Genomic DNA, 19,880 nt, shown 5'->3' with positions numbered 1-19,880 from the left:
ATCATGTTGAAAGAACAGGTAAAAGCCTATATTAAAAAGGCAGAAGAGCATAATCGCGAGTGCATCGTATTATATGAAGAGGAAAAGCGTTATGCAGCGGAACACGGACTGATTCCCGAAGGTTTGGCTGTCAAAGAAGGAAAACAAGATGAACGGTTTGCTTCTGCCTATCTAGAGAGAGGCGACAAAGAAACGGAAAATTTTATTTCTGAGGAAACCTCAGATTTCTTGAACCAGCCGATCTCTTATTTTAAAGAGCATAAAGAAGAGTTTCTTTATGCGGAGTCTTCCTGGTTTGATTGCATTGGAATCGATGGGCTCTCTTTTGAAGAGGATGATGTGTTCAAAACGTATAATGTCATGACAGGACTGAAACTCCCGAAAAAATGCCATTCCAGCATTACACAATTTCTCGACAGCTCCCTGAAAGGGGAAATACCGCTTTATTCCTTGATGTTCAGCCAGAATGATGGTTTATGGGAATTGAATTTTACATTGGATTATGTAGATGGTTTCCGGGAAGAGATGAATATCCGCGAAGCATTTGAATTAATCTATGGATTTCTTTTCACATTGGGAAAAACAGTAGAAGGCAATCAGTGAAGCAAAGATGTATTTGATTCATGCAAAAAACCGGCAAAAATGGATTGCCGGTTTTTTGCATATGGCCGATTCAGTGAAGAAAATCGTTTACAATGGCATTTTTACTTGCGTTTTGCTGAAAAAACAAGCAATATAAATAGCAGTATGCATATTGATGCACGGAACACAATAGGAAGCAGGGATAAGATTTGTCTGAATTTACGACATTAGGGCTTTCTGAAAAAAGAGCCGCCCAATTAAAAAAACAAAGCATAACCGAACCGACGCCGATCCAAGAAGCAGCTATGCCGCTTATTATGTCTGGCAAAGATGTAATTGCCCAAGCCCAGACGGGGACTGGCAAAACACTTGCCTTTTTATTGCCAATCCTAGAAAAAATAGATGCCGGCAGTGAACATATTCAAGTGTTAATCCTGACCCCGACCAGGGAACTTGCAATTCAAATTACAGCAGAACTCAAAAAATTGTTACTGGATGATGAAGAAATCAATATTCTTGCTGCCTATGGAGGGCAAGATGTCCAAAAACAATTGAATAAGCTAAAACGAAATATCCATATAGTCGTTGCCACACCAGGACGATTATTGGACCATTTGCGAAGAAAAAGTATCGATCTATCAGAAATCGCGTATTTAGTGTTGGATGAAGCCGACCAAATGTTGCATATTGGCTTCCAGCGCGAAGTAGAAGAAATCATTGAATCCACCCCTTACAGAAGGCAAACACTGCTTTTTTCCGCTACGATGCCCGATACGGTCAAGAAATTGGCCAAAACTCATTTGCATGAACCGCAAACGATTCAAATAGAGAAGGTACAAGGGCCGGCGGATACAGTGGAGCAGACTGCCTATCTAACAACCGACAGAGGCAAACAACCGTTAATTATCTCTTTGATTGAAGAGCAAAATCCTTTTCTTGCTGTCATTTTCTGCAGAACGATCAGACGGGCAATGAAACTAAACAGCATCCTACAGGCCTATGGCATGGAATGCGATGAACTGCACGGTGATCTTTCTCAGCCAAAAAGGGAAAGAGTGATGAAACGTTTCCGTGAAGCTAAATTGCAACTGCTGGTGGCAACAGATGTAGCCGCACGTGGGCTGGATGTCGAAGGGGTAACGCATGTATACAATTATGATATCCCGGAAGATAGCGAAAGTTATGTGCACAGAATCGGCCGGACAGGGCGCGCAGGGATGCACGGAACATCTGTCACTTTTTATACGGAAGAAGATGCAAAAGCCTTGAAGGATATCGAACAAGAACTGCATATCCAGATGGAGCAGATGCCTTTGCCTGATGAAAAACACTTAAAACAGATTGCTGCTAAGCTCCATGCACAACCAAAAGCCGATCCCAGCAGCAAACGGAAAAACAGAAAGCAAATTCGCCATAAGTCGAGAAGATAAAACCACTGATCAGTGGTTTTATCTTTAATCTTATAGTTCTTGTTAAACTATGTTCTAAATTATCAATAGTAATTTTAAAATTCAATATAAATTTAGTAAAAATTGATCATAATTCAAAAGATTCTCGCTGAACGAGCGATCTTGCAAATAAGCAAAGTATAGTGAGCATTTGGACGTAATTAAATCCTTGTGCATAGCTAACAAATAGTTTGTGGCATAGTTAAATATAAAATTAAGGTGGAAAAATTGCAGGATTTACCGAAAAAGATATAGAATTAACCATTATAGAACAATTGGAACATCATTTTAGGAAAGGTGCTGGAAAGATGAACGAACAACAAAGCAGAGGCTTTCTCTTAAAACAACGGGCTTTCTTGAAGCTTTACTTATTGGGTTATATTGAGAAACAAAAAGGTTACGGATCTCAAATGCTTGAGGATTTGCGCAAAGAATTTAAGCAATATGGCTATTCACCGAATCACTCGGAAATTTATAAATCATTACATGAGTTATATAAAGAAGGGATGGTACGCAGGGAAAAGAAAATCAAAGGAGAGCCAGGCGTTGACTTCCAGGAAATCGTCATTTATCACTTAACGGATAAAGGCAAAGAAGAATCAAGGCTATTCAAGAAACAGATGAAAGTTGAATTAGATAGATGCATAGGGCTATTAAGTAAAGCGATTGAAGACCATTATAGCCCTTTAAAGAATACAAGATAACAAAGACGGAAGTCAGGGATATTACCGGAAAAACGGTTCATATCTGCCTTTTCATCATCGATTTCACTAGTAAGATCTATTGCTAACCCGCATCTTCTCTTCAGATTGTTTTCATAGGAACTGCAGAGGGTAAAACGTACTAGATAGGCAATTGGGAGTGGTTTGTCCAAAAATAAAAGGGGGCGTTCTGTAGGATTTAAAAAGACGATCCTAAAAGAGCCATCCTGTTCATCTTCAAGGAACATCTCTGGAGATCATTGAAGGAGAGAGAACATGGATACAATACAGTATGACGCAATTGTAATCGGATTTGGCGAAGCGGGAAAAAGCATTGTAGCTGACTTGGCGAATAGGGGAAACACGGTTGCTATGATTGAACAATCGAAGGGTAGCTATGGAGGAAAATGTATAAATATCGGATGCATTCCTTCCAAGAATTTGATCCAAGAAGCATCTCAAATAAAAAAGTGCCAATTGAAAAATTACAGACAAAAGGCTAAAGCATATAGACAAGCAATTGAAAAGAAAAGGCAGTGGGAATCGGCTCTCCGCAATGAACATGTTCATACATTGGCGGATAGAGAAAATGTCACTGTTTATAATGGGGTTGGTTCTTTTGTTTCTGATTCTGTTATAGCAGTCAACGATGGAGACGATGAATGGAGGCTTACAGGCACGCATATCTTTATCAATACAGGTTTTGTTGCTGATAACGAGCCGCCTATTAAGGGACTGCATGAAAGCAAGCATGTATTCAATAGCACGTCAATCATGAATCTAAAACAATTGCCTCGCCGCATAGCGATTATTGGGGCTGGTTCTGTCGGCCTCGAATTTGCGAGCATGTACGCGAATTTTGGAAGCAAAGTAATGGTCTTTGATTCGTTGAACACTTTCATGCCTATGGAAGATAGGGATATGGCAGACACTGTTAAAGAAGTGATGGAGAGACAAGGCATCGATTTTCATCTGGGAACCATCGTGGAAAAAATGAAAGATGTCGAACGTGGTTCTATCATTTATTATAAGGATCAAACTGGCCATCCTCAGGAAATGATTACTGAAGTCATCTTAATCGCTCCAGGAAGAACGCTGAACACAAAAGAGCTGCAAAGTACGGATATTCAGCAAAATGAAAATGGTTCCTTCACAGTCGATGGCCATTTGCAATCTTCTTTTCCAAACGTGTATGCTATAGGGAATGCTGGAAGAGGCAGCCGATTCATGCACGCTTCTCTTGATGATTACAGAATTGTGATGGATGATCTCGAAGTCCAAAGAAACAAAACGACAAAAGAGCAGGAAATCGTTCCGTATTCCCTATTTTTTGATCCACCGTTTTCCCGTGTCGGCCTGACTGAAAAGGAAGCAAAAGAACAAGGATATTCCTATAAAGCGATCCTAATACCGGTCTCTTACATACAAAAAGCTGAATGGCTTGAAGTAACAGAAGGAAAGTTGAAAGTAATAGTAGACGAAATGTCAGGTTTAATTTTAGGTTGTGCATTATTCTGTGCGGAATCGCAGGAATTAATCAACCTAATCCACCAGGCAATGAAATCAAACCAGAGCTATGAAGTATTGAGGGACCAAATTTTCACGAATGAAATAATGAGTGAAGCGGTCCATGATTTATTTAAAACAGTAAAAGACTTAAAAAATGAAACTATTTAGTTTATCAAACGTATATATAATGATAGGATCATTATATATAAAATGATACCAACAAATATTATTGGAGGAATTTAAGTAATGATGAAGAAAGTATTAGCAGCATTTTTGACGCTTTCTTTGGCTTTATCGCCATTGGGAAGCTATGTATTCCAGGATCAGGACCACCATGCGAGTGCCAAATCGTATAAATCCGGTAAGCGTGGATTCAACAGCAATAACGGAGGTATATCAAACTTCCAAAATAATAAAAAAACAACCAACCAGCAAAATTCTGTGACCAATAAAGATAAAACCAAAAACAATCAGACGAACACTGCTTCTACTAAACGGGGCGGCGGCTTTATGAAAGGGATGCTTTTCGGAGGATTGGCCGGAATGCTGTTTGGCGGACTTTTCGGTAACATGGGAGCGTTTGGTGCTTTACTTGGTTTAGTAGTAAACGTACTGGCAATCGTTGTCTTGATTTCAATTGTCGTGAAGATTATTTCTCTTTTCACTAATAAACGCCGACGTGAGGAAGACCGCACATGGAGAAACTAAAGCTGGATGAACAAGATATCATCAATAGTATCTGTCTGTTTTCCGCCAATAACAAAAGGATGAATCCGGAAGATATTGAAGTAGAACTGGAATATGATGATGAAAAGTATGGTTTTTCAGCAGAAATTTACTTTGCCGGCCGTAACCAGATTCTTTCTCATCGCGATATGATTGAAGCGATGCGCTATTATATTGAGCATCAGCTAGGCGGCAATCCATACGCCGGAATTGAATTCGTACTGGATGATGAAGAAGGCATAATCGCATATATCAATCAATAATGAAAAGGCGTTTGCATAGGCAAACGCCTTTTCTGTACACAGGTAATTCCCGGTAATGCAAACGACTCTGTATACAGTTGGGGACGAATTTGCTACGATTCAATAGGTTTATTTATAATTTTGATGGAGTCGTGTAAAAATGAAAAAATTAATTAGTATCCTATTAATCCTGGCAGTTGTGATCGTAATCGCCCTTGCCGGAGTGAGCAGCTATTTCTATCAGGTTGCTGTAGAACGCGGGCCAAAACCATTTCTGGAAACGAGCGAGGACATGGAAAAAACGACGGATGACTCACTACATGCAGACGCTCAAAAATGGCTGGCAAAGCAGCCGGTCCAGACGATCAGCATAAAATCAAATGATGGCTTTAAGCTAAAAGGCTATTATTTACCGGCCAAAGGCACTAGCGATAAAACAGTCATCCTTGCTCATGGTTATGCGGGGCAGGCTAAGGATATGGCGCGGTTTGCGAAAATGTACCATGAAGAATGGAAGTATAATGTGTTGATGCCTGATGCAAGGGGACACGGGGAAAGTGAAGGAAATTATATCGGTTTTGGATGGCATGAAAGAAAAGATTATCTGAGATGGATCCAAACCGTCCTTAATATGAATGGTAATTCTACTCAGATTGTCCTCCATGGTGTCTCTATGGGGGGAGCTACAGTCCTGATGACTAGTGGGGAACAATTGCCTCAACAAGTAAAAGCAATTATTGATGATTGCGGCTATACATCGGCAGAAGATGTCCTGACGTATCAATTGAAGCAATTGTACAATCTTCCGCGTTTCCCGATCGTGCCTAGCACAAGCTTGTATACGAAGATAAAAGATGGTTATTCATTCAGTGAAGCTTCCGCACTTAAACAAGTGGAAAAAGCAAAACTGCCAATCCTATTTATCCATGGCGACGAAGATACATTTGTTCCAGTCGAAATGGTCCATCGGTTGTATAAGCAAGCAAAAGTAGAGAAGAAGTTGTATATTGTGCCTGGGGCGCAACATGGCAATGCGTATGATGTAGATCCAGGAAAATATCAAGATGAGGTTGAAGGATTTTTATCAAACTATATTAAATAAAATGACAAGAAAGCGGGGAATTCCCCGCTTTTTTTGTCATTTATTGTCGTCCATCCAAGAAAAATGCAGAAATGAAAAGGAATTTTGTAGAAAGAATAGAATTGGATAATATAGGTAAAAAATAAAATGGGGGAATGGCAATGAAGAGAGTAGTCGTAACGGGGATGGGAGCCGTCACCCCGCTCGGAAACACAATAGAGGACACATGGAAGGCGGCATGTGAAGGGCGGACGGGAATTGGCCCGATCACGCACTTCGACTGTACAGACTTGCCCGCCAAAACAGCAGCAGAAGTAAAGAATTTTAATTTAAAAGATTATACAACTGCCAAAAAACAGCATCATATGGACCGGTTTACCCAAATGGGCGTTGCATCCGCCCTTATGGCCATTAGAGATGCGGGGATTGTCATCGGAAAAGATGTGGAGAATGACCGAATCGGTGTTTCTTTCGGTACGGCGATTGGCGGGGTATCAAGCTTTGAACAAGCTGTGTCATCTTTCCAAAAAGGAGGATATAAGAAACTCTCTCCGTTTGCCACTTCGTTGATTATGCCCAATATGGCAGCTTGCCAGATTTCGATTGCATTAGGGACCAAGGGTGCTAATAACTGTTCTGTCATGGCCTGTGTTTCCAGCGCCAATTGTATTGGTGATGCCTATCATACAATCCAGAGAGGAGAAGCCGACTGCATGGTAGCAGGGGGTGCCGATGCTTCACTAACTGCGCTAAGTATAGGATCTTTCTGTTCAATGCGTGCCATATCCACAAATCCGGATCCCGAAACCGCTTGCCGGCCTTTTGACAGGGATAGGAACGGCATCGTCATGGGTGAGGGGGCAGGAGTGGTCATACTTGAATCCTATGAATCGGCCATTCGGAGAAATGCAGATATTTACGGCGAAATTGTCGGTTACAGCTCGGTATCGGACGCTTATCATGTTACCTCGCCTGCACCCGGCAGCGAAGGGGCAGTGAGAGCCATGAAACTGGCCTTGGCTCAAGGGGGCCTTTCTGCAGAAGACGTGGACTATATAAACGCCCATGGCACCAGCACTAAATATAACGACCAATTTGAAACGGAAGCAATCAAGACCGTCTTTCAAGACCATGCTTACCGAATCCCTGTTTCCTCCACGAAAAGTATGACTGGCCACATGATGGGCGCTTCATCTGCAGTAGAAGCGATGCTGACATTGAAAATGATGAACCATACTATCATCCTGCCGACACTGGGATTAAAAAATGCTGATCCGCAATGTGATTTGGATTATGTTCCTCTGCAGCAGCGTGAAGGAGTCATTGATGTTGCTATTTCGAATTCATTGGGGTTCGGCAGCCATAATAGCGTCCTTGTCTTTCAAAGCATGAGAAAGAGTTCCTGACTTTCTTTTTAAGCATAATCCCGTTCATTCTCAACATACTAACAACATGAAGATACACGGGAGGAAAGTCACACCATGAAAAAAAGATATGTGATTTATTTTTTTGCTGTAATCGCTCTATTGAGTGGATGTGGAACAAGCCATAATAATGATGAAATAACAGTAAAAGACATAATGAATGACATCAACATGCAAATAGCCAAGGATATGAAAGCGAAAGGAATAGATCAAGAGTACAAAGTAAACGGTGAACTCAAAGGTTATCAGCTAATAGACTTGGTTGATAAAGAGGGAAATAATCAGCATGGAAGCCAGTTCAGGGAAAAATTAAAGCTGAACAAGGATGAAATCGTTGAAGGCTTGGCTTTAGTGCCTCAAGGAAACAATATCTCGGACGAAATTATTATTTTGAAAGCCAAGCATCAACATATGGCAGACACATTGGAGAAAGTCTTAGAAAAGGAAAAAGAAAGTCAAATGGATATCTGGTCTGGTGATCAAATCGCTCAATACAAAAAGGTTAAAAAGAACCGTATTGAGGTGAAAGGGAAATTCCTGATTTACGTTACATATGAAAAACCTGCTAAAATCATTAAGATCTTCAATAAGGCTTTTAAAGATAAGCAATAGGATGATAGGATCGGATTTAGTGTCTGTTTTTTATTAAAATGTAAGAAGAGATAGCCGCTAACGGTTAAGCTTTTGAAGCAATACAGATGTGAAATTAACAGAAAAAGTCAACAGTACACTGTTGGCTTTTTAATTTTTTACTACGATCATTTTCATTAGCCAAAAAGCTCTTACAAGCGATGATTGTTTCGCTTGTAATTAAAATATAGTTGATTTCTTACGTTGTCCATGAGTATAGTAAATAGTCGGGACAAAAACAAGAGAAGGTATGCTAGGGGTAATGAAAATGAAAAAATTTAAAAAAGTGTATGTAGAAATCACAAATATATGTAATTTGAAATGTAATTTTTGCCCTAGTGCAACGCTGATGAGAACAAGAAAGCTAATGGACCACGAGCATTTCACCCATATTATAAACGAAGTGAAAGAATATACGGACCATGTTTATTTCCATTTAATGGGAGAACCTTTCCTCAACAAGAATATCGGTGACTTTCTTGATATTTCAGCGGAAAATGGGTTGAAAGTCAACATAACCACGAATGGTACGATTATCGCTAAAGTAAAAGAACGGCTATTATCAAAAAAAGCGTTGCGCCAGGTGAATATCTCGCTTCATAGTTTTGAAGCAAATGAATTTCATAAAGACTTGGATACTTATATATCCGATATTGCCGATTTTATCAATGAAGCCCAAGCTACAACAAATGTCATCTCGGCAATACGGCTTTGGAATATGGATACCGCTGAATTGAAGGCATGCAATGAATTGAATGACGATATATTAAGTATGCTTGAAGAGAAGTTGGGGCTTGATATCCGTCTCAGTGAACAGCTTCAGCATACGAATAATATTAAACTGAAAGATCGTGTGTACCTGAATATGGCTGAAAAATTCGAATGGCCGGATATGGATCGCGATGTGATTGATGAAAATATCTTCTGCTATGCATTGCGCGACCAAATCGGCATCCTTGTGGACGGAACGGTGGTGCCGTGCTGTCTGGATAGCGAGGGCCATATCGGGCTTGGCAATATTTTTGAATCTCCGCTGGAAGACATTTTATCAGGAGAACGCGCAAGAAATATGTATGATGGCTTTTCACGGCGCTGTGCAGTAGAGGATCTTTGTAAAAGATGCGGGTACGCCAAAAGACATAAAAAATAAGTAGTTTCAAAAGAGTTATTCCATATAAATATGAAATAGCTCTTTTTTGTGACTTATGGATTATGACTTTAACCCTATTGTAATGGTATAATTTACATAAGATTTGCCAGCATATCTCAATTGAAAGTATAATCCAGGGGGAAATAACATAATGTTCAAGCGAAAAAAAGAACAGCCTGCACAAACGCAAAGGGATTATCAAGGGAAAATATCACTTCCTGAGAATAGTGACTTCATCAATCAAATTAAAATGATTGATCTTCAACCTCAGGATTTATCTTATTTGCATCAAATCCAGCCTTTTATCCAATCATCGATTTCTGAATTGATTAATTGTTTCTATAAGAATTTAGAGCATGAGCCAACATTAGTTGCAATCATTGATCAGCATAGTACTGTGGGTAGACTAAAAAAGACACTGAGTAAGCACATCATAGAAATGTTTTCAGGAATCATAGATGAACAATTTATAGAGCAGCGATTTAGGATTGCCCACATCCATGTAAAAATCGGCTTAGATTCCAAATGGTATCTAAGTGCTTTTCAACATTTATTCAGCGGTATAGTGCGAATCATTAATGAACAGGTTGAAGATCATCAGGCTGTCATTAACTACATAATGGCTGTTGCCAAAATCATTAACCTGGAACAGCAGCTTGTCCTTGAGGCTTATGATGCGGAAAGCTTGAGAATTAAGTCCCTGGAAGAAGAGAAGAAAAGAGCAATAACGAAACAAGTAATGGATACGGCAGATCATCTGGCAGGCATTTCCGAAGAAACAAACGCTGCCTTTCAGCAACTACAGGCACAATCGGAAGCCATTTCTGCTTATGCCAAGTCCGGCACAGACTTGTCGAGCCTTGCAGAAACGAAAGCCCAGGAAGGAAAATTGCAATTGAGCCAGCACCATAAAAATATGGCGAACATAGAAAAACTGACTGGCAATATTAAGCAAGATATTGAACAGCTTTTATTCATTTTGAAGGAAATGAAAGGGATTGTCGGTTTAGTAACAGCAATTGCTGATCAAACCAACCTCCTTTCACTGAATGCTGCTATCGAAGCAGCAAGGGCTGGAGAATATGGAAACGGCTTTTCCGTCGTGGCTGGAGAGGTAAGGAAACTATCGGAAGAAACAAAGCAATCTGTATCTACGGTTTCTGATTTAATCGCCAATATCAATACACATGTACACAAGCTGAGCAATTCTTTGCAAAACATTAGCTCAGAAGCAGATCAAGGATATCAAAATATGATTCAGGCAACTAAGCAATTCGAGGAAATCCTTCAAACCGTTGATGAAACAAAGACACACAATTCCAGCATTGAGAGCGAAATCAATTCCTTTGTGAATGTCGTGCATGAGCTAGGGGAAGCATTTGTGGAAGTAGCAGGATCTGCGGATCGTTTAACCGTGGCCATGCATGGGTAATAAAGGAATAATTTTCCGGGTAATCGCACAAAATGACAAAATTAGATTGTATTCTCGCCACTGAAGAGAACTTTTGCAAGCAAAATAAAGAAGGAAAAACAGGCATTTATATATGTTTTTCCTTCTTTATTTTTATTTTGCACAGAGAAAAAGCGGCATTTCTGGACATGAATCGCAAAAATCCAGGAAGTGAAGAGTATAATGAGAATGTTCTATAATTCTAAAACAACTATGTTCCAAATTATCAATAATAATTAAAACAACAAAACACATTAACACTATCAAAACCACTCAAACAATAAAAGGATAATTTTCACTTTTCTGTAACTTCCACTGAACTCCCATTACCACTAATACCCAAGCTCTTTAGCGATTTGCTTGATATTCTGGTCATGTGATTCTATTTGGCCTTTATGATAGGGATAGTGCTTGATCAATTCCAACGATGAATCTTCTGTTTGTCCGGTTTTAATCAAATCTCTAACTTGTTGGATATATACTAGTCCTACTTTTTGGCGAGTGAGCATATCAACTTGTTCCAGCGCCGGATTTCCATGGCCGGGAATCAGCAGGCGAAGCGTGTGGTATGTTCCTATTTCTGTGAGTTTTTTCAATGTGTTTTCGTAATGTCTGCTGTCATCATAGATAAAAGGAAATTCTACATCAGAGAAATAATCGCCGGCAATACAGATACCTTGAGGTTCTATTATTGTAATAAGACCATCATTTGTGTGGCCCGGAGCTTTATAAAAAGTGAGATTCATATCACCGATTGAAAGAGTCTCTTGATCGTTCTGTATGGGATAATCTACAACAGGGTAGGCATGTTGATAGGATCGGGCACAATAGTACTTTTGATCAAATAGGTTTACCTGCTCCAGAATAGTCTCTTTATCAGGATGGTCAGCCAATTCCTTACTCGCAATTACTTGTGCATCAGGGAAGGCTCCAAAGCCTATAATATGATCAAAATCGCTATGTGTAAAAAGAAGATATAGAGATCGTCCATTACGTATCTCTTCCACATATTCTACAATGGTTGCAACTTCAGATGGCAGCCAATTAGGGTCAGCTATAATAATAGCTGTAGAAGTCTGAACAATTGTACTCGTTGTTGCATATAACTCGCTTTGAAAAACAGTGCATATTTGATCCTGATAGACGATTTTCATTTCTTTTTCCTCCTCACTTTCTATCCTATTTTCTTACTTCTTCTTCATAAGATACTCTTGGATGACAAAAGCCAGGTCATCGTTTCCATACGAAGCAAGAACGTCCAGCAAAAGCTGGCTAGAAATGTGATATGCTTCTTCTTTTGGTACAGTCAACGGCAATATATCCGTCAATAGCTTATTTTGGCCCTGTCCAGGATACGCCTTGCTGTATAATTCCATCGGATTTACATCATTATTAATGCACCATTGAGCGAACAGAAGCACCATTTTAGATTCCTCTTGTTGGTATGCGGCTATAATTTGTTTTTCTTTTTCGATATTCGACATGTACATCTCTCCGTCCTGCTATTTGTTCATTCATCTATTATACAAAACCTTGTATGGACATATTAAATAATTTGGTCCCACCTTGTATTGGTGTATAATATTACTGTTATTATTAATATACCTTATCATTCTTCAGGTGTATTCAGCAGGCGGAGGTAATGGAAATATGTACAGTTTTAAAAATGATTATAGTGAAGGAGCCCACCCAGCCATTCTTCAAAAATTAATGGAAACCAATATGCTGCAAGAAGAGGGCTATGGATACGATTCTTTCACGGAGCGTGCCGTGCGGTTGATACGTGAGCAAATGAACAAACCGGATGCGGATGTTCATCTATTAATGGGAGGGACACAGACAAACCTTACCGCCATTTCAGCATTTCTTAAACCTTGGGAAGCTGTAATTGCTGCCGAAACGGGACATATCTTTGTCAATGAAGCTGGTGCGATTGAAGCAACAGGCCATAAAGTCATTACGGTCCCCGGTACGGAGGGAAAACTAACTTGTGATGCCATTCATCCGGTCGTCGCTCAATTGACGGATGAACATACGGTTGAGCCAAAATTAATCTATATTTCCAATCCGACAGAGATTGGTACCATATACAGCAAGCAAGAACTTAAGTCGCTACGAGATTATTGCACAGAACACGGACTGTATCTATATGTAGACGGTGCCCGTCTGGCATCAGCGCTCAGTGCAAAAGACAATGATGTTACAATATCCGAATTGGCATCAATGGTAGATGCTTTCTATATAGGCGGCACAAAAAGCGGCGCCATGTTTGGAGAAGCATTGGTCATCTGTCATAAGGATCTAAAACAAGGGTTCAGAATGAATATGAAACAAAAAGGGGCCATGCTCGCGAAATCCCGTTTGTTGGGCATCCAATTCAGTGAATTATTCAGCAATCATCTTATGTATGATCTGGCTGAACATGCTAATGCGATGGCTGAACGGCTTCAGAAAGGCATAGAAGAACAAGGTTTTTCCTTTCTTGCCCATTCTACCACAAACCAGGTATTTCCGATTCTGCCTCATGCGTATATAGAAAAACTACAGGAACAATTCCTGTTCTATGTGTGGGAAAAAATAGATGACACACATTCGGCGGTTCGTTTAATCACTTCTTGGGCTACAGATGTGAAACAAGTGGATGCTTTTTTAGAAACGCTCAAAGCGATTCGAAAAGAAATAAATATTACCGACTCATCAGTATTGGTATAAAGATAGGCCTCCAACATAAGTGGAGGCCTTTTTGCATGGACTTTTTTAAAAAGAAATCAGTATTAACAATATTAATCCTTTCGTTGAAGCATAATAGAAATTATTACAAATATTCAATCAAACAATATTCGTGTACAATTAATTATACAAATATAACGTTTTTGGAGAGGTGGAAACAATGTTAGTACATAAAGAGTTTGTGGAGAAAGTATATCAGTATCAAAATTTAGTAAAAGCTATTGAGGCGACAGAATTAGAAATCAAAGAGTATATTGTCAAGGATGCGACTTTAACTAAAGAAGAAAATGAAAAAGTCTGGGATGAAATCCATAGAACCTTAAAAGAAGGGGCTCTTTCGGACGACCTTGAATTGGTGATTGCCCAATTAGACCTGTTGTTGGCACAAATCCGTGTACAAACTTTGTCTTCAAAACCTCGTAGCCACTCAGACAACAACAAAGTGATCCTTTTCGAGGAATCAAAAACCAATTAAAGTGGTAAAGAGATTGAACATGCATCTTGCAGGTTTAATCTCTTTTTTAATCCAGGCCCATACAAGCAATCCATCTTTTATTTGCCTAAACATAAACACACATACCTCGATTTTCACCTCTATACTAGTAACCCATTCTATAATGTAAGAAGGAGATCTCTCTTAGACATTTTTGCAGGATAGAGAATAGAAAAAATAAGGATCAGACAATAGATGTCTGATCCTTATAGAATCCTATTATAGCTTTCTTAAATAAACATGTTCTACGCTGTGATCTGCCCCTTTTTGAAGAATCACATTAGCTCTGCCCCTGGTTGGCAGGATATTCTCATGGAGATTGATTGCATTGATTTCAGACCAAAATTGCATAGCACGCTTGATAGCGCTTTCTTTTGATAAGCTGGTATAACGGTGGAAATACGATGCTGGATTTTTGAAGGCTGTTTGCTGCAATGTGCAAAAACGTTCAATATACCATTGTTCGATATCCTTTTCATTTGCATCGATATAAAGAGAGAAATCAAAGAAGTCACTCATGAAAATGGTATCATTTTTATTTACCTGCAGTACATTAATCCCTTCCACGATTAAGATATCAGGATTAGATATTACTTGCTTTTCTTCAGGGAGGATATCATATTCCAAATGGGAGTATATAGGTGCTTCCGTTTTCATCTTGCCGGCTTTGATGTCCGAGATAAAATCAATCATTTTTTCGGTATCATAGCTTTCCGGAAACCCTTTTCGATTCATTAGTCCTTTTTCTTCCAATATCGCATTATTGTATAAGAATCCATCCGTTGTGATTAATTCAACATGGGGGTGGTTCGCCCACCGTGACAGCAATGTCTGAAGCAAACGGGCTATCGTGCTTTTGCCCACTGCAACACTGCCGGCAATCCCTATTATATATGGTACTTTTTTGGGTGGCTGGTCCAAAAAAGAAAATGTTGCTTTATGTAATTGTTGTGAAGCTTGGACTTGTAAGTTAATCAACCGGGTTAGCGGCAAATAAACATCTTCTACTTCTTTGATCGAAATGTTTTCATTTACGCCTTTTAACTCTTCAAGCTCTGACTCTGTAAGCCGAAGCGGGGTATGGTTGCGCAGTGTTTTCCAATTATTACGGTCAAAAATGTGATAGGGAGAATAAGAGCTCATCGCTTCCCTCACCTCAATTCTGCAAGTTTCTGAATATTAGCCATCCACACTATTATAATGAAAAAGAAGGAAAAGGGATATGAAAATTTTTTCATTAAGAAAAATGATCATATCCCTCCTTTGCTAAATACAGCAAAATCTTATTCTTTTTTCTATTAAATCTGCATCATCCAAATGAGGACAGGACCAATGATCGAACCCATAATAGCACTTAGTGTCATGGCGACTGAACTCATCGAAAAAGGCAGTTCACCGTATTCTGCCGCTTTGGTTGTCCCAAGTGCATGTGATGCGCTGCCGAGTGCAATTCCTTTTCCAAGCAAGCTTTCTATGCGGAAAAACCGTAAAATATATGGCCCGAATATAGCTCCGGACAATCCGGCGATCATAACAAAGAGTGCCGTCATGGCCGGTACGCCTCCCAGTGAAGTAGCAACCTGGACAGCTACAGGCGTTGTCAATGATTTTGGCATAATCGAAACAAGCAGATTTCTTGTCAAGCCGGCTGCATGCCCAAGCAAAATGCCGCTCAACATCCCGCCGACCACACCAGTCACTACCCCGCCTATGATGGGAACCATATACTTGGCAATCGTTTTACGCTGTTTATATAAAGGAAAAGCCAAGGATACCACAGCTGGCCCAAGCATCATATTAATATATTGGCCGCCAATCATGTATGTTTTATACGGAATATGGAATAAAACCAATAATAAAACCAATATGAATGTGGTTGTCAAAATAGGCAATAGAAGCGGAATGGTGTATCGAAAATAGATTTTTTTGCACAACAGGAAAACGAGAACTGTTGCCGCAATGAATAAGATAGCCAAAAGAATGGTCATAGGTGTTCAACTTCCTTTTTATGCTGGAATCTTTCAATTATTTGGCTGGCAGAGCCTGCCAAGACCATGGTGATCGCTGTGCTGACAATTATTAAAATAAGCAATAATATTCCTTTGAGAGACAAGAGAGACGAATAATTCATGACACCTATGAACACGGGAACAAACAAAAGCGGGAAGAACGCTATTAAAAAATTAGCGCCTTGGTCCACAAACCGTGATGGAAGTATATTGAATGATAGAGCTACGAATAATAACAACAACCCTAAGATGCTGCCGGGTATGGGGATATGTATGGTATTATGCAAAAATGAACCAACGGCAGAAAAAATAATTAATATACAAACTTGAAAAATAGTTTTGATCATCATATTTACTATGCGCTTTTTTCAAAAGCGGCAATTCACCTTCTTTAGTATTTTTCCGAAAATTACTTGTATCGTGCAACTATATGGTTGTATTATACAAGTAGCAGATTATATGTCAAAAGAAAAGTGCTGTAGCGCTTTCACCAGAAGAGTTAATAAAAAGGAGTCCTACTATTGGAACAGCTACACCAAAAAATAAAAGATGTTGAGAGAATCGAATATCAAATGACAACCTTCATCAGACGGGCCATGTATGTCGATCAAACAGAGAAAAAAATAGGATTGCTTGAACGATCAAGCTATTTATTGATGAGGCATCTGGATGAACATGGCCCCGATCAAGTGAAAGGAATGGCAGCTGCATTTCGCCTCGATCTTTCGACCATAAGCAGACAGGTAGCTGTATTGGAAAAAAAGCAATTCATAGACAGACAAACCAGCAAGACGGATAAGCGAGTGAGCGTTTTCCAACTGACACCGCTAGGCGAAAAAACATTGCGGAAAGACCGGGCGTTGCGTATGGAGAGATACAGCCAAATCGTTTCCGATTGGTCCCCTGAGGAAAGACAAAGCTTCGGCTGCCTATTAGAAAGGATGAACCAAGCTTTTTTTGATCTGTAAGAGAATGATTTGGTTATTGACATAACAGGAAATACTATGCATACTATTAAAAAACAATAATGAACGTTACGTAAGGAATAGTACGCGGAACAGATTGCCAAACAGAGAATGGAGTTTACCAGCTGAAAGACTCCTTGGCGAGGCTGCCGCTGAACCTGCCTTCACAGTCCCGATTAATAACCGGGCGCATACCTGAGCGTTATCAGTTAAGCGGGATTCTTTCGAATAGAGGGAATTCAAGTAAGGTGGTACCACGGGAACAGTGCTTTTCGTCCTTTCATAAGGATGATTGGCGCTGTTTTTTTTATTCTATACGTCGTTAAGCGAAGTAGGAGGTACAAAAAGTGGATAAAAAAAGAATCATCATCAAGATTGGCAGCAGCTCTTTAACCAATGCAAAGGGCGAAATCGACCAACAGAAATTCAGCGACCATATCCAAGCTATTGCGATGCTTAGACAAAAGGGGCATGAAATAGTCCTTGTTTCTTCTGGAGCGGTTGCGGCCGGCTTCAAGCAGCTTGGATATCCATCCAGGCCGGTAACGCTAAAAGGCAAACAGGCAGCAGCTGCTGTCGGGCAAAGTTTATTAATACAAACATACCGGGAGCACCTGCAGCCCTTTGGCATACTGCCTGCGCAAATACTGCTGACAAGGGATGATTTCGCCGATAAAGCGCGGTACCGAAATGCGTATGCGGCCATCAGTGAACTCCTTGCCCGAGGAATAATGCCAATCATCAATGAGAATGACACCGTTTCGGTCGCTGAATTGACTTTCGGCGACAATGATATGCTTTCGGCATTGGTAAGTGGGATGGTCCACGGCCACCAACTGATGATCATGACAGATATCAACGGTTTTTATACCGCCAATCCGCGAAAAGATCCGCAAGCCAAGAGAGTGGATTACATTGACGAGATCAGCGATGAAATGATTGCCCTTGCCGGTGGTTCCGGAAGTTCGGTCGGCACCGGAGGAATGAAGTCGAAGTTATTGGCGGCGAAGACAGCGTTAGCCTTAGGCGTAAAAGTCTTTATCGGAAACGGCAGCGGACCAATGAAATTCTTGGACATTGTCGAAGGGAAGGGCGACGGAACCTATATTGGCAAAGAGGTGGAGAGTATCAACACCACCAAACAATGGATTGCCCTTCATTCGCCTATCTCTGGGAAAATTTATGTGGATGCAGGTGCGGAACAGGCTCTTCTTCATAAAGGCAGCAGCCTTCTTCCCGCAGGCATTCAGGCGCTTGATGGTTCCTTCAGCAAGGGAGACGTTGTTGAGGTATACGGCAAAAGCGGCATTCTGGGCAAAGGCGAGGTTCTTTATTCCTCCGAGGAACTTCAGATGGCAATCGATCGAAAACTTCGAATGATGACCGATACCACCATCGAAATATCAGAAGTGATACACAGAAATCAATGGGTTCAAACCCAATAATGGAGGGAAATACAATGACAGAAATAATGGAAAAAGGATTTTTGGCTAAAAAAGCAAGCATGGTCATGCAGACTCTTTCTACGGAACAGAAAAACCGGGCTCTTGTGGAAATGGCTGAACAGCTCCGAATAAACAAAGAAAAAATAAAAACGGAAAATCAAAAGGATCTGCAGCAAGGAAAATCGGCAGGGTTAAGTGAATCCGTTCTGGACCGTATTCTTCTTAATGATGAGCGAATCGAGACAATGGCAGAAGCGCTTGAATTATTGGCAGGGCTGAAAGACCCTGTAGGAGAGGTGATGGAAACTATTAAGAAAGAAAACGGCCTTCTAATCGAAAAAGTAAGGGTTCCTCTAGGTGTGATCGGAATGATTTATGAAGCACGCCCGAATGTGACGATTGATGCCGCTTCTTTAGCTTTGAAGACAGGCAACAGCATCCTTTTAAAGGGTAGTTCATCCGCTTTCCATTCAAATGCAGCACTTGTTGCTTGCATCCATAAAGCCTTGGCTCATACAAATCTTCCACTGGATGCTGTCCAACTGCTCCATAATAATAGCAGAGAGGCGGTTAAAGAATTATTTCACTGCAATCAATATCTGGATGTATTGATTCCAAGGGGCGGGAAAAATCTAATCCAGACTGTACTCCGGGAAGCATCTGTTCCAGTGCTTGAAACAGGAGCGGGCAATTGCCATCTTTATATAGATGAAAGTGCGGATCCTCAAATGGCCATTTCGATTGCCCTTAATGCAAAAGTCCAACGCCCAAGTGTCTGCAATAGTATAGAAACTGTATTGATCCATAAAGGCTGGTTCGAGCAATTTGGCCAGGAGTTGTTTGATGCATTTCATGATGCAAATGTGAAAGTCTTTGCTGATTCTATCATCGGCGCTTGCAGAAACGATGTATACAATGCTACCGAAGAAGATTGGGGATGCGAATATTTAGACAAGGCACTTTCTGCGAAAGTCGTGGATCATCATTTGGAAGCCATTGAGCATATCAACAAATATGGAACTAAACATTCCGAATGCATAGTAACAGAAAACGCCGACCATGCAGCGCTGTTCCAACAACTGGTGGATGCAGCAGCCGTTTATCATAACGCATCGACTAGGTTTACCGATGGGTTTGAGTTCGGTTACGGCGCCGAAATCGGCATATCTACCCAAAAATTGCATGCAAGAGGGCCAATGGGTCTGCCGGCATTGACATCATCCAAATTTCTCATCAAAGGAAATGGCCAGTTACGCCAGTGAGCAAGTGTCGTTTTATCTAATGCAAAAAAACAT

General features: G+C 40.3%; 21 protein-coding genes and 1 pseudogene. 17 read left to right on the top strand and 5 right to left on the bottom strand.

Annotated features, from left to right (window positions below):
• Positions 1 to 3 precede the first annotated feature (3 nt).
• The 12 genes and pseudogenes from BN1765_RS10845 to BN1765_RS20760 all read left to right on the top strand — a co-directional run bounded on the left by BN1765_RS10845 (position 4) and on the right by BN1765_RS20760 (position 10,925).
• The gene (locus BN1765_RS10845; RefSeq protein ID WP_050615145.1) at positions 4 to 603 is read left to right on the top strand and encodes a hypothetical protein; all 600 of its coding nucleotides are present in this window, start codon (positions 4 to 6) and stop codon (positions 601 to 603) included.
• 188 nt (positions 604 to 791) lie between these two features.
• Entirely contained in the window at positions 792 to 2,012 is a 1,221-nt protein-coding gene (locus tag BN1765_RS10840; RefSeq protein ID WP_050615144.1) for a DEAD/DEAH box helicase, read from the top strand.
• 326 nt (positions 2,013 to 2,338) lie between these two features.
• Positions 2,339 to 2,734, top strand: coding sequence for a replication termination protein (locus tag BN1765_RS10835; protein WP_050615143.1), 396 nt, complete (start codon positions 2,339 to 2,341; stop codon positions 2,732 to 2,734).
• A 273-nt stretch (positions 2,735 to 3,007) separates the two neighbouring features.
• Complete coding sequence (locus tag BN1765_RS10830) at positions 3,008 to 4,408, top strand: FAD-dependent oxidoreductase (protein ID WP_050615142.1); 1,401 nt, start codon at positions 3,008 to 3,010, stop codon at positions 4,406 to 4,408.
• A gap of 78 nt (positions 4,409 to 4,486) precedes the next feature.
• Positions 4,487 to 4,948 (top strand): hypothetical protein, encoded by a 462-nt coding sequence (locus tag BN1765_RS10825; RefSeq protein ID WP_315969829.1) that lies wholly within the window; start codon positions 4,487 to 4,489, stop codon positions 4,946 to 4,948.
• The gene (locus BN1765_RS10820; protein WP_050615141.1) at positions 4,936 to 5,229 is read left to right on the top strand and encodes a DUF2653 family protein; all 294 of its coding nucleotides are present in this window, start codon (positions 4,936 to 4,938) and stop codon (positions 5,227 to 5,229) included. The genes BN1765_RS10825 and BN1765_RS10820 overlap by 13 nt, the downstream gene beginning before the upstream one ends.
• A 139-nt stretch (positions 5,230 to 5,368) precedes the next feature.
• On the top strand, positions 5,369 to 6,310 hold the full coding sequence (locus BN1765_RS10815) for an alpha/beta hydrolase (RefSeq protein WP_050615140.1): 942 nt from the start codon (positions 5,369 to 5,371) through the stop codon (positions 6,308 to 6,310).
• Positions 6,311 to 6,444: 134 nt separating this feature from the next.
• On the top strand, positions 6,445 to 7,695 hold the full coding sequence (gene fabF / locus BN1765_RS10810; RefSeq protein WP_050615139.1) for a beta-ketoacyl-ACP synthase II: 1,251 nt from the start codon (positions 6,445 to 6,447) through the stop codon (positions 7,693 to 7,695).
• Between the two features lie 75 nt (positions 7,696 to 7,770).
• Positions 7,771 to 8,325, top strand: coding sequence for a DUF4358 domain-containing protein (locus BN1765_RS10805; RefSeq protein ID WP_050615138.1), 555 nt, complete (start codon positions 7,771 to 7,773; stop codon positions 8,323 to 8,325).
• Positions 8,326 to 8,611: 286 nt separating this feature from the next.
• A complete protein-coding gene (locus tag BN1765_RS10800; RefSeq protein ID WP_050615137.1) occupies positions 8,612 to 9,493 on the top strand; it encodes a radical SAM/SPASM domain-containing protein in 882 nt (293 codons plus the stop codon).
• Between the two features lie 151 nt (positions 9,494 to 9,644).
• Positions 9,645 to 10,115, top strand: a pseudogene (locus tag BN1765_RS20765) (protoglobin domain-containing protein); the annotation flags it as partial.
• On the top strand, positions 10,113 to 10,925 hold the full coding sequence (locus tag BN1765_RS20760) for a methyl-accepting chemotaxis protein (RefSeq protein WP_452082112.1): 813 nt from the start codon (positions 10,113 to 10,115) through the stop codon (positions 10,923 to 10,925). The pseudogene BN1765_RS20765 and the gene BN1765_RS20760, both read left to right, overlap by 3 nt.
• A 350-nt stretch (positions 10,926 to 11,275) precedes the next feature.
• Here BN1765_RS20760 and BN1765_RS10785 read toward each other — a convergent pair whose 3' ends face one another.
• Positions 11,276 to 12,097, bottom strand: coding sequence for an MBL fold metallo-hydrolase (locus BN1765_RS10785; protein WP_050615134.1), 822 nt, complete (start codon positions 12,095 to 12,097; stop codon positions 11,276 to 11,278).
• A 33-nt stretch (positions 12,098 to 12,130) separates the two neighbouring features.
• Entirely contained in the window at positions 12,131 to 12,427 is a 297-nt protein-coding gene (locus BN1765_RS10780) for a hypothetical protein (RefSeq protein WP_050615133.1), read from the bottom strand.
• Positions 12,428 to 12,593: 166 nt separating this feature from the next.
• Between BN1765_RS10780 and BN1765_RS10775 the strand changes: the two genes are divergently transcribed.
• Positions 12,594 to 13,655, top strand: coding sequence for a threonine aldolase family protein (locus BN1765_RS10775; RefSeq protein ID WP_050615132.1), 1,062 nt, complete (start codon positions 12,594 to 12,596; stop codon positions 13,653 to 13,655).
• A 178-nt stretch (positions 13,656 to 13,833) separates the two neighbouring features.
• Positions 13,834 to 14,148 carry a hypothetical protein gene (locus tag BN1765_RS10770; RefSeq protein WP_050615131.1) on the top strand — a complete coding sequence of 105 codons (315 nt, stop codon included), beginning with the start codon at positions 13,834 to 13,836 and terminating at the stop codon, positions 14,146 to 14,148.
• A 237-nt stretch (positions 14,149 to 14,385) separates the two neighbouring features.
• On the opposite strand, the gene coaA is transcribed toward BN1765_RS10770, so the two are convergent.
• The 3 genes from coaA to BN1765_RS10755 form a co-directional block, all read right to left on the bottom strand.
• Complete coding sequence (gene coaA, locus BN1765_RS10765) at positions 14,386 to 15,309, bottom strand: type I pantothenate kinase (protein WP_050615130.1); 924 nt, start codon at positions 15,307 to 15,309, stop codon at positions 14,386 to 14,388.
• Positions 15,310 to 15,464: 155 nt separating this feature from the next.
• Positions 15,465 to 16,154, bottom strand: coding sequence for an LrgB family protein (locus BN1765_RS10760; protein WP_050615129.1), 690 nt, complete (start codon positions 16,152 to 16,154; stop codon positions 15,465 to 15,467).
• The gene (locus BN1765_RS10755; RefSeq protein WP_230199581.1) at positions 16,151 to 16,522 is read right to left on the bottom strand and encodes a CidA/LrgA family protein; all 372 of its coding nucleotides are present in this window, start codon (positions 16,520 to 16,522) and stop codon (positions 16,151 to 16,153) included. Before BN1765_RS10755 ends, BN1765_RS10760 begins: the two co-directional genes overlap by 4 nt.
• Before the next feature lie 225 nt (positions 16,523 to 16,747).
• Here BN1765_RS10755 and BN1765_RS10750 point away from each other — a divergent pair, with 225 nt between their 5' ends.
• From BN1765_RS10750 to BN1765_RS10740, 3 genes are all read left to right on the top strand, one after another.
• Positions 16,748 to 17,143: a MarR family winged helix-turn-helix transcriptional regulator gene (locus BN1765_RS10750; protein ID WP_050616745.1), complete on the top strand. Its 396-nt coding sequence runs from the start codon at positions 16,748 to 16,750 to the stop codon at positions 17,141 to 17,143.
• Between the two features lie 344 nt (positions 17,144 to 17,487).
• The gene (gene proB, locus BN1765_RS10745) at positions 17,488 to 18,585 is read left to right on the top strand and encodes a glutamate 5-kinase (RefSeq protein ID WP_050615127.1); all 1,098 of its coding nucleotides are present in this window, start codon (positions 17,488 to 17,490) and stop codon (positions 18,583 to 18,585) included.
• A 14-nt stretch (positions 18,586 to 18,599) separates the two neighbouring features.
• Positions 18,600 to 19,847 carry a glutamate-5-semialdehyde dehydrogenase gene (locus BN1765_RS10740; RefSeq protein WP_050615126.1) on the top strand — a complete coding sequence of 416 codons (1,248 nt, stop codon included), beginning with the start codon at positions 18,600 to 18,602 and terminating at the stop codon, positions 19,845 to 19,847.
• Positions 19,848 to 19,880 lie beyond the last annotated feature (33 nt).

The sequence above is a fragment of the Bacillus testis genome (genome assembly GCF_001243895.1).
GTDB classification, from domain to species: Bacteria; Bacillota; Bacilli; order Bacillales; family DSM-1321; genus Bacillus_AD; species Bacillus_AD testis.
The sequence above is the reverse complement of the archived record's forward strand: the minus strand, read 5'-3'. Positions and strand labels throughout refer to the sequence as shown.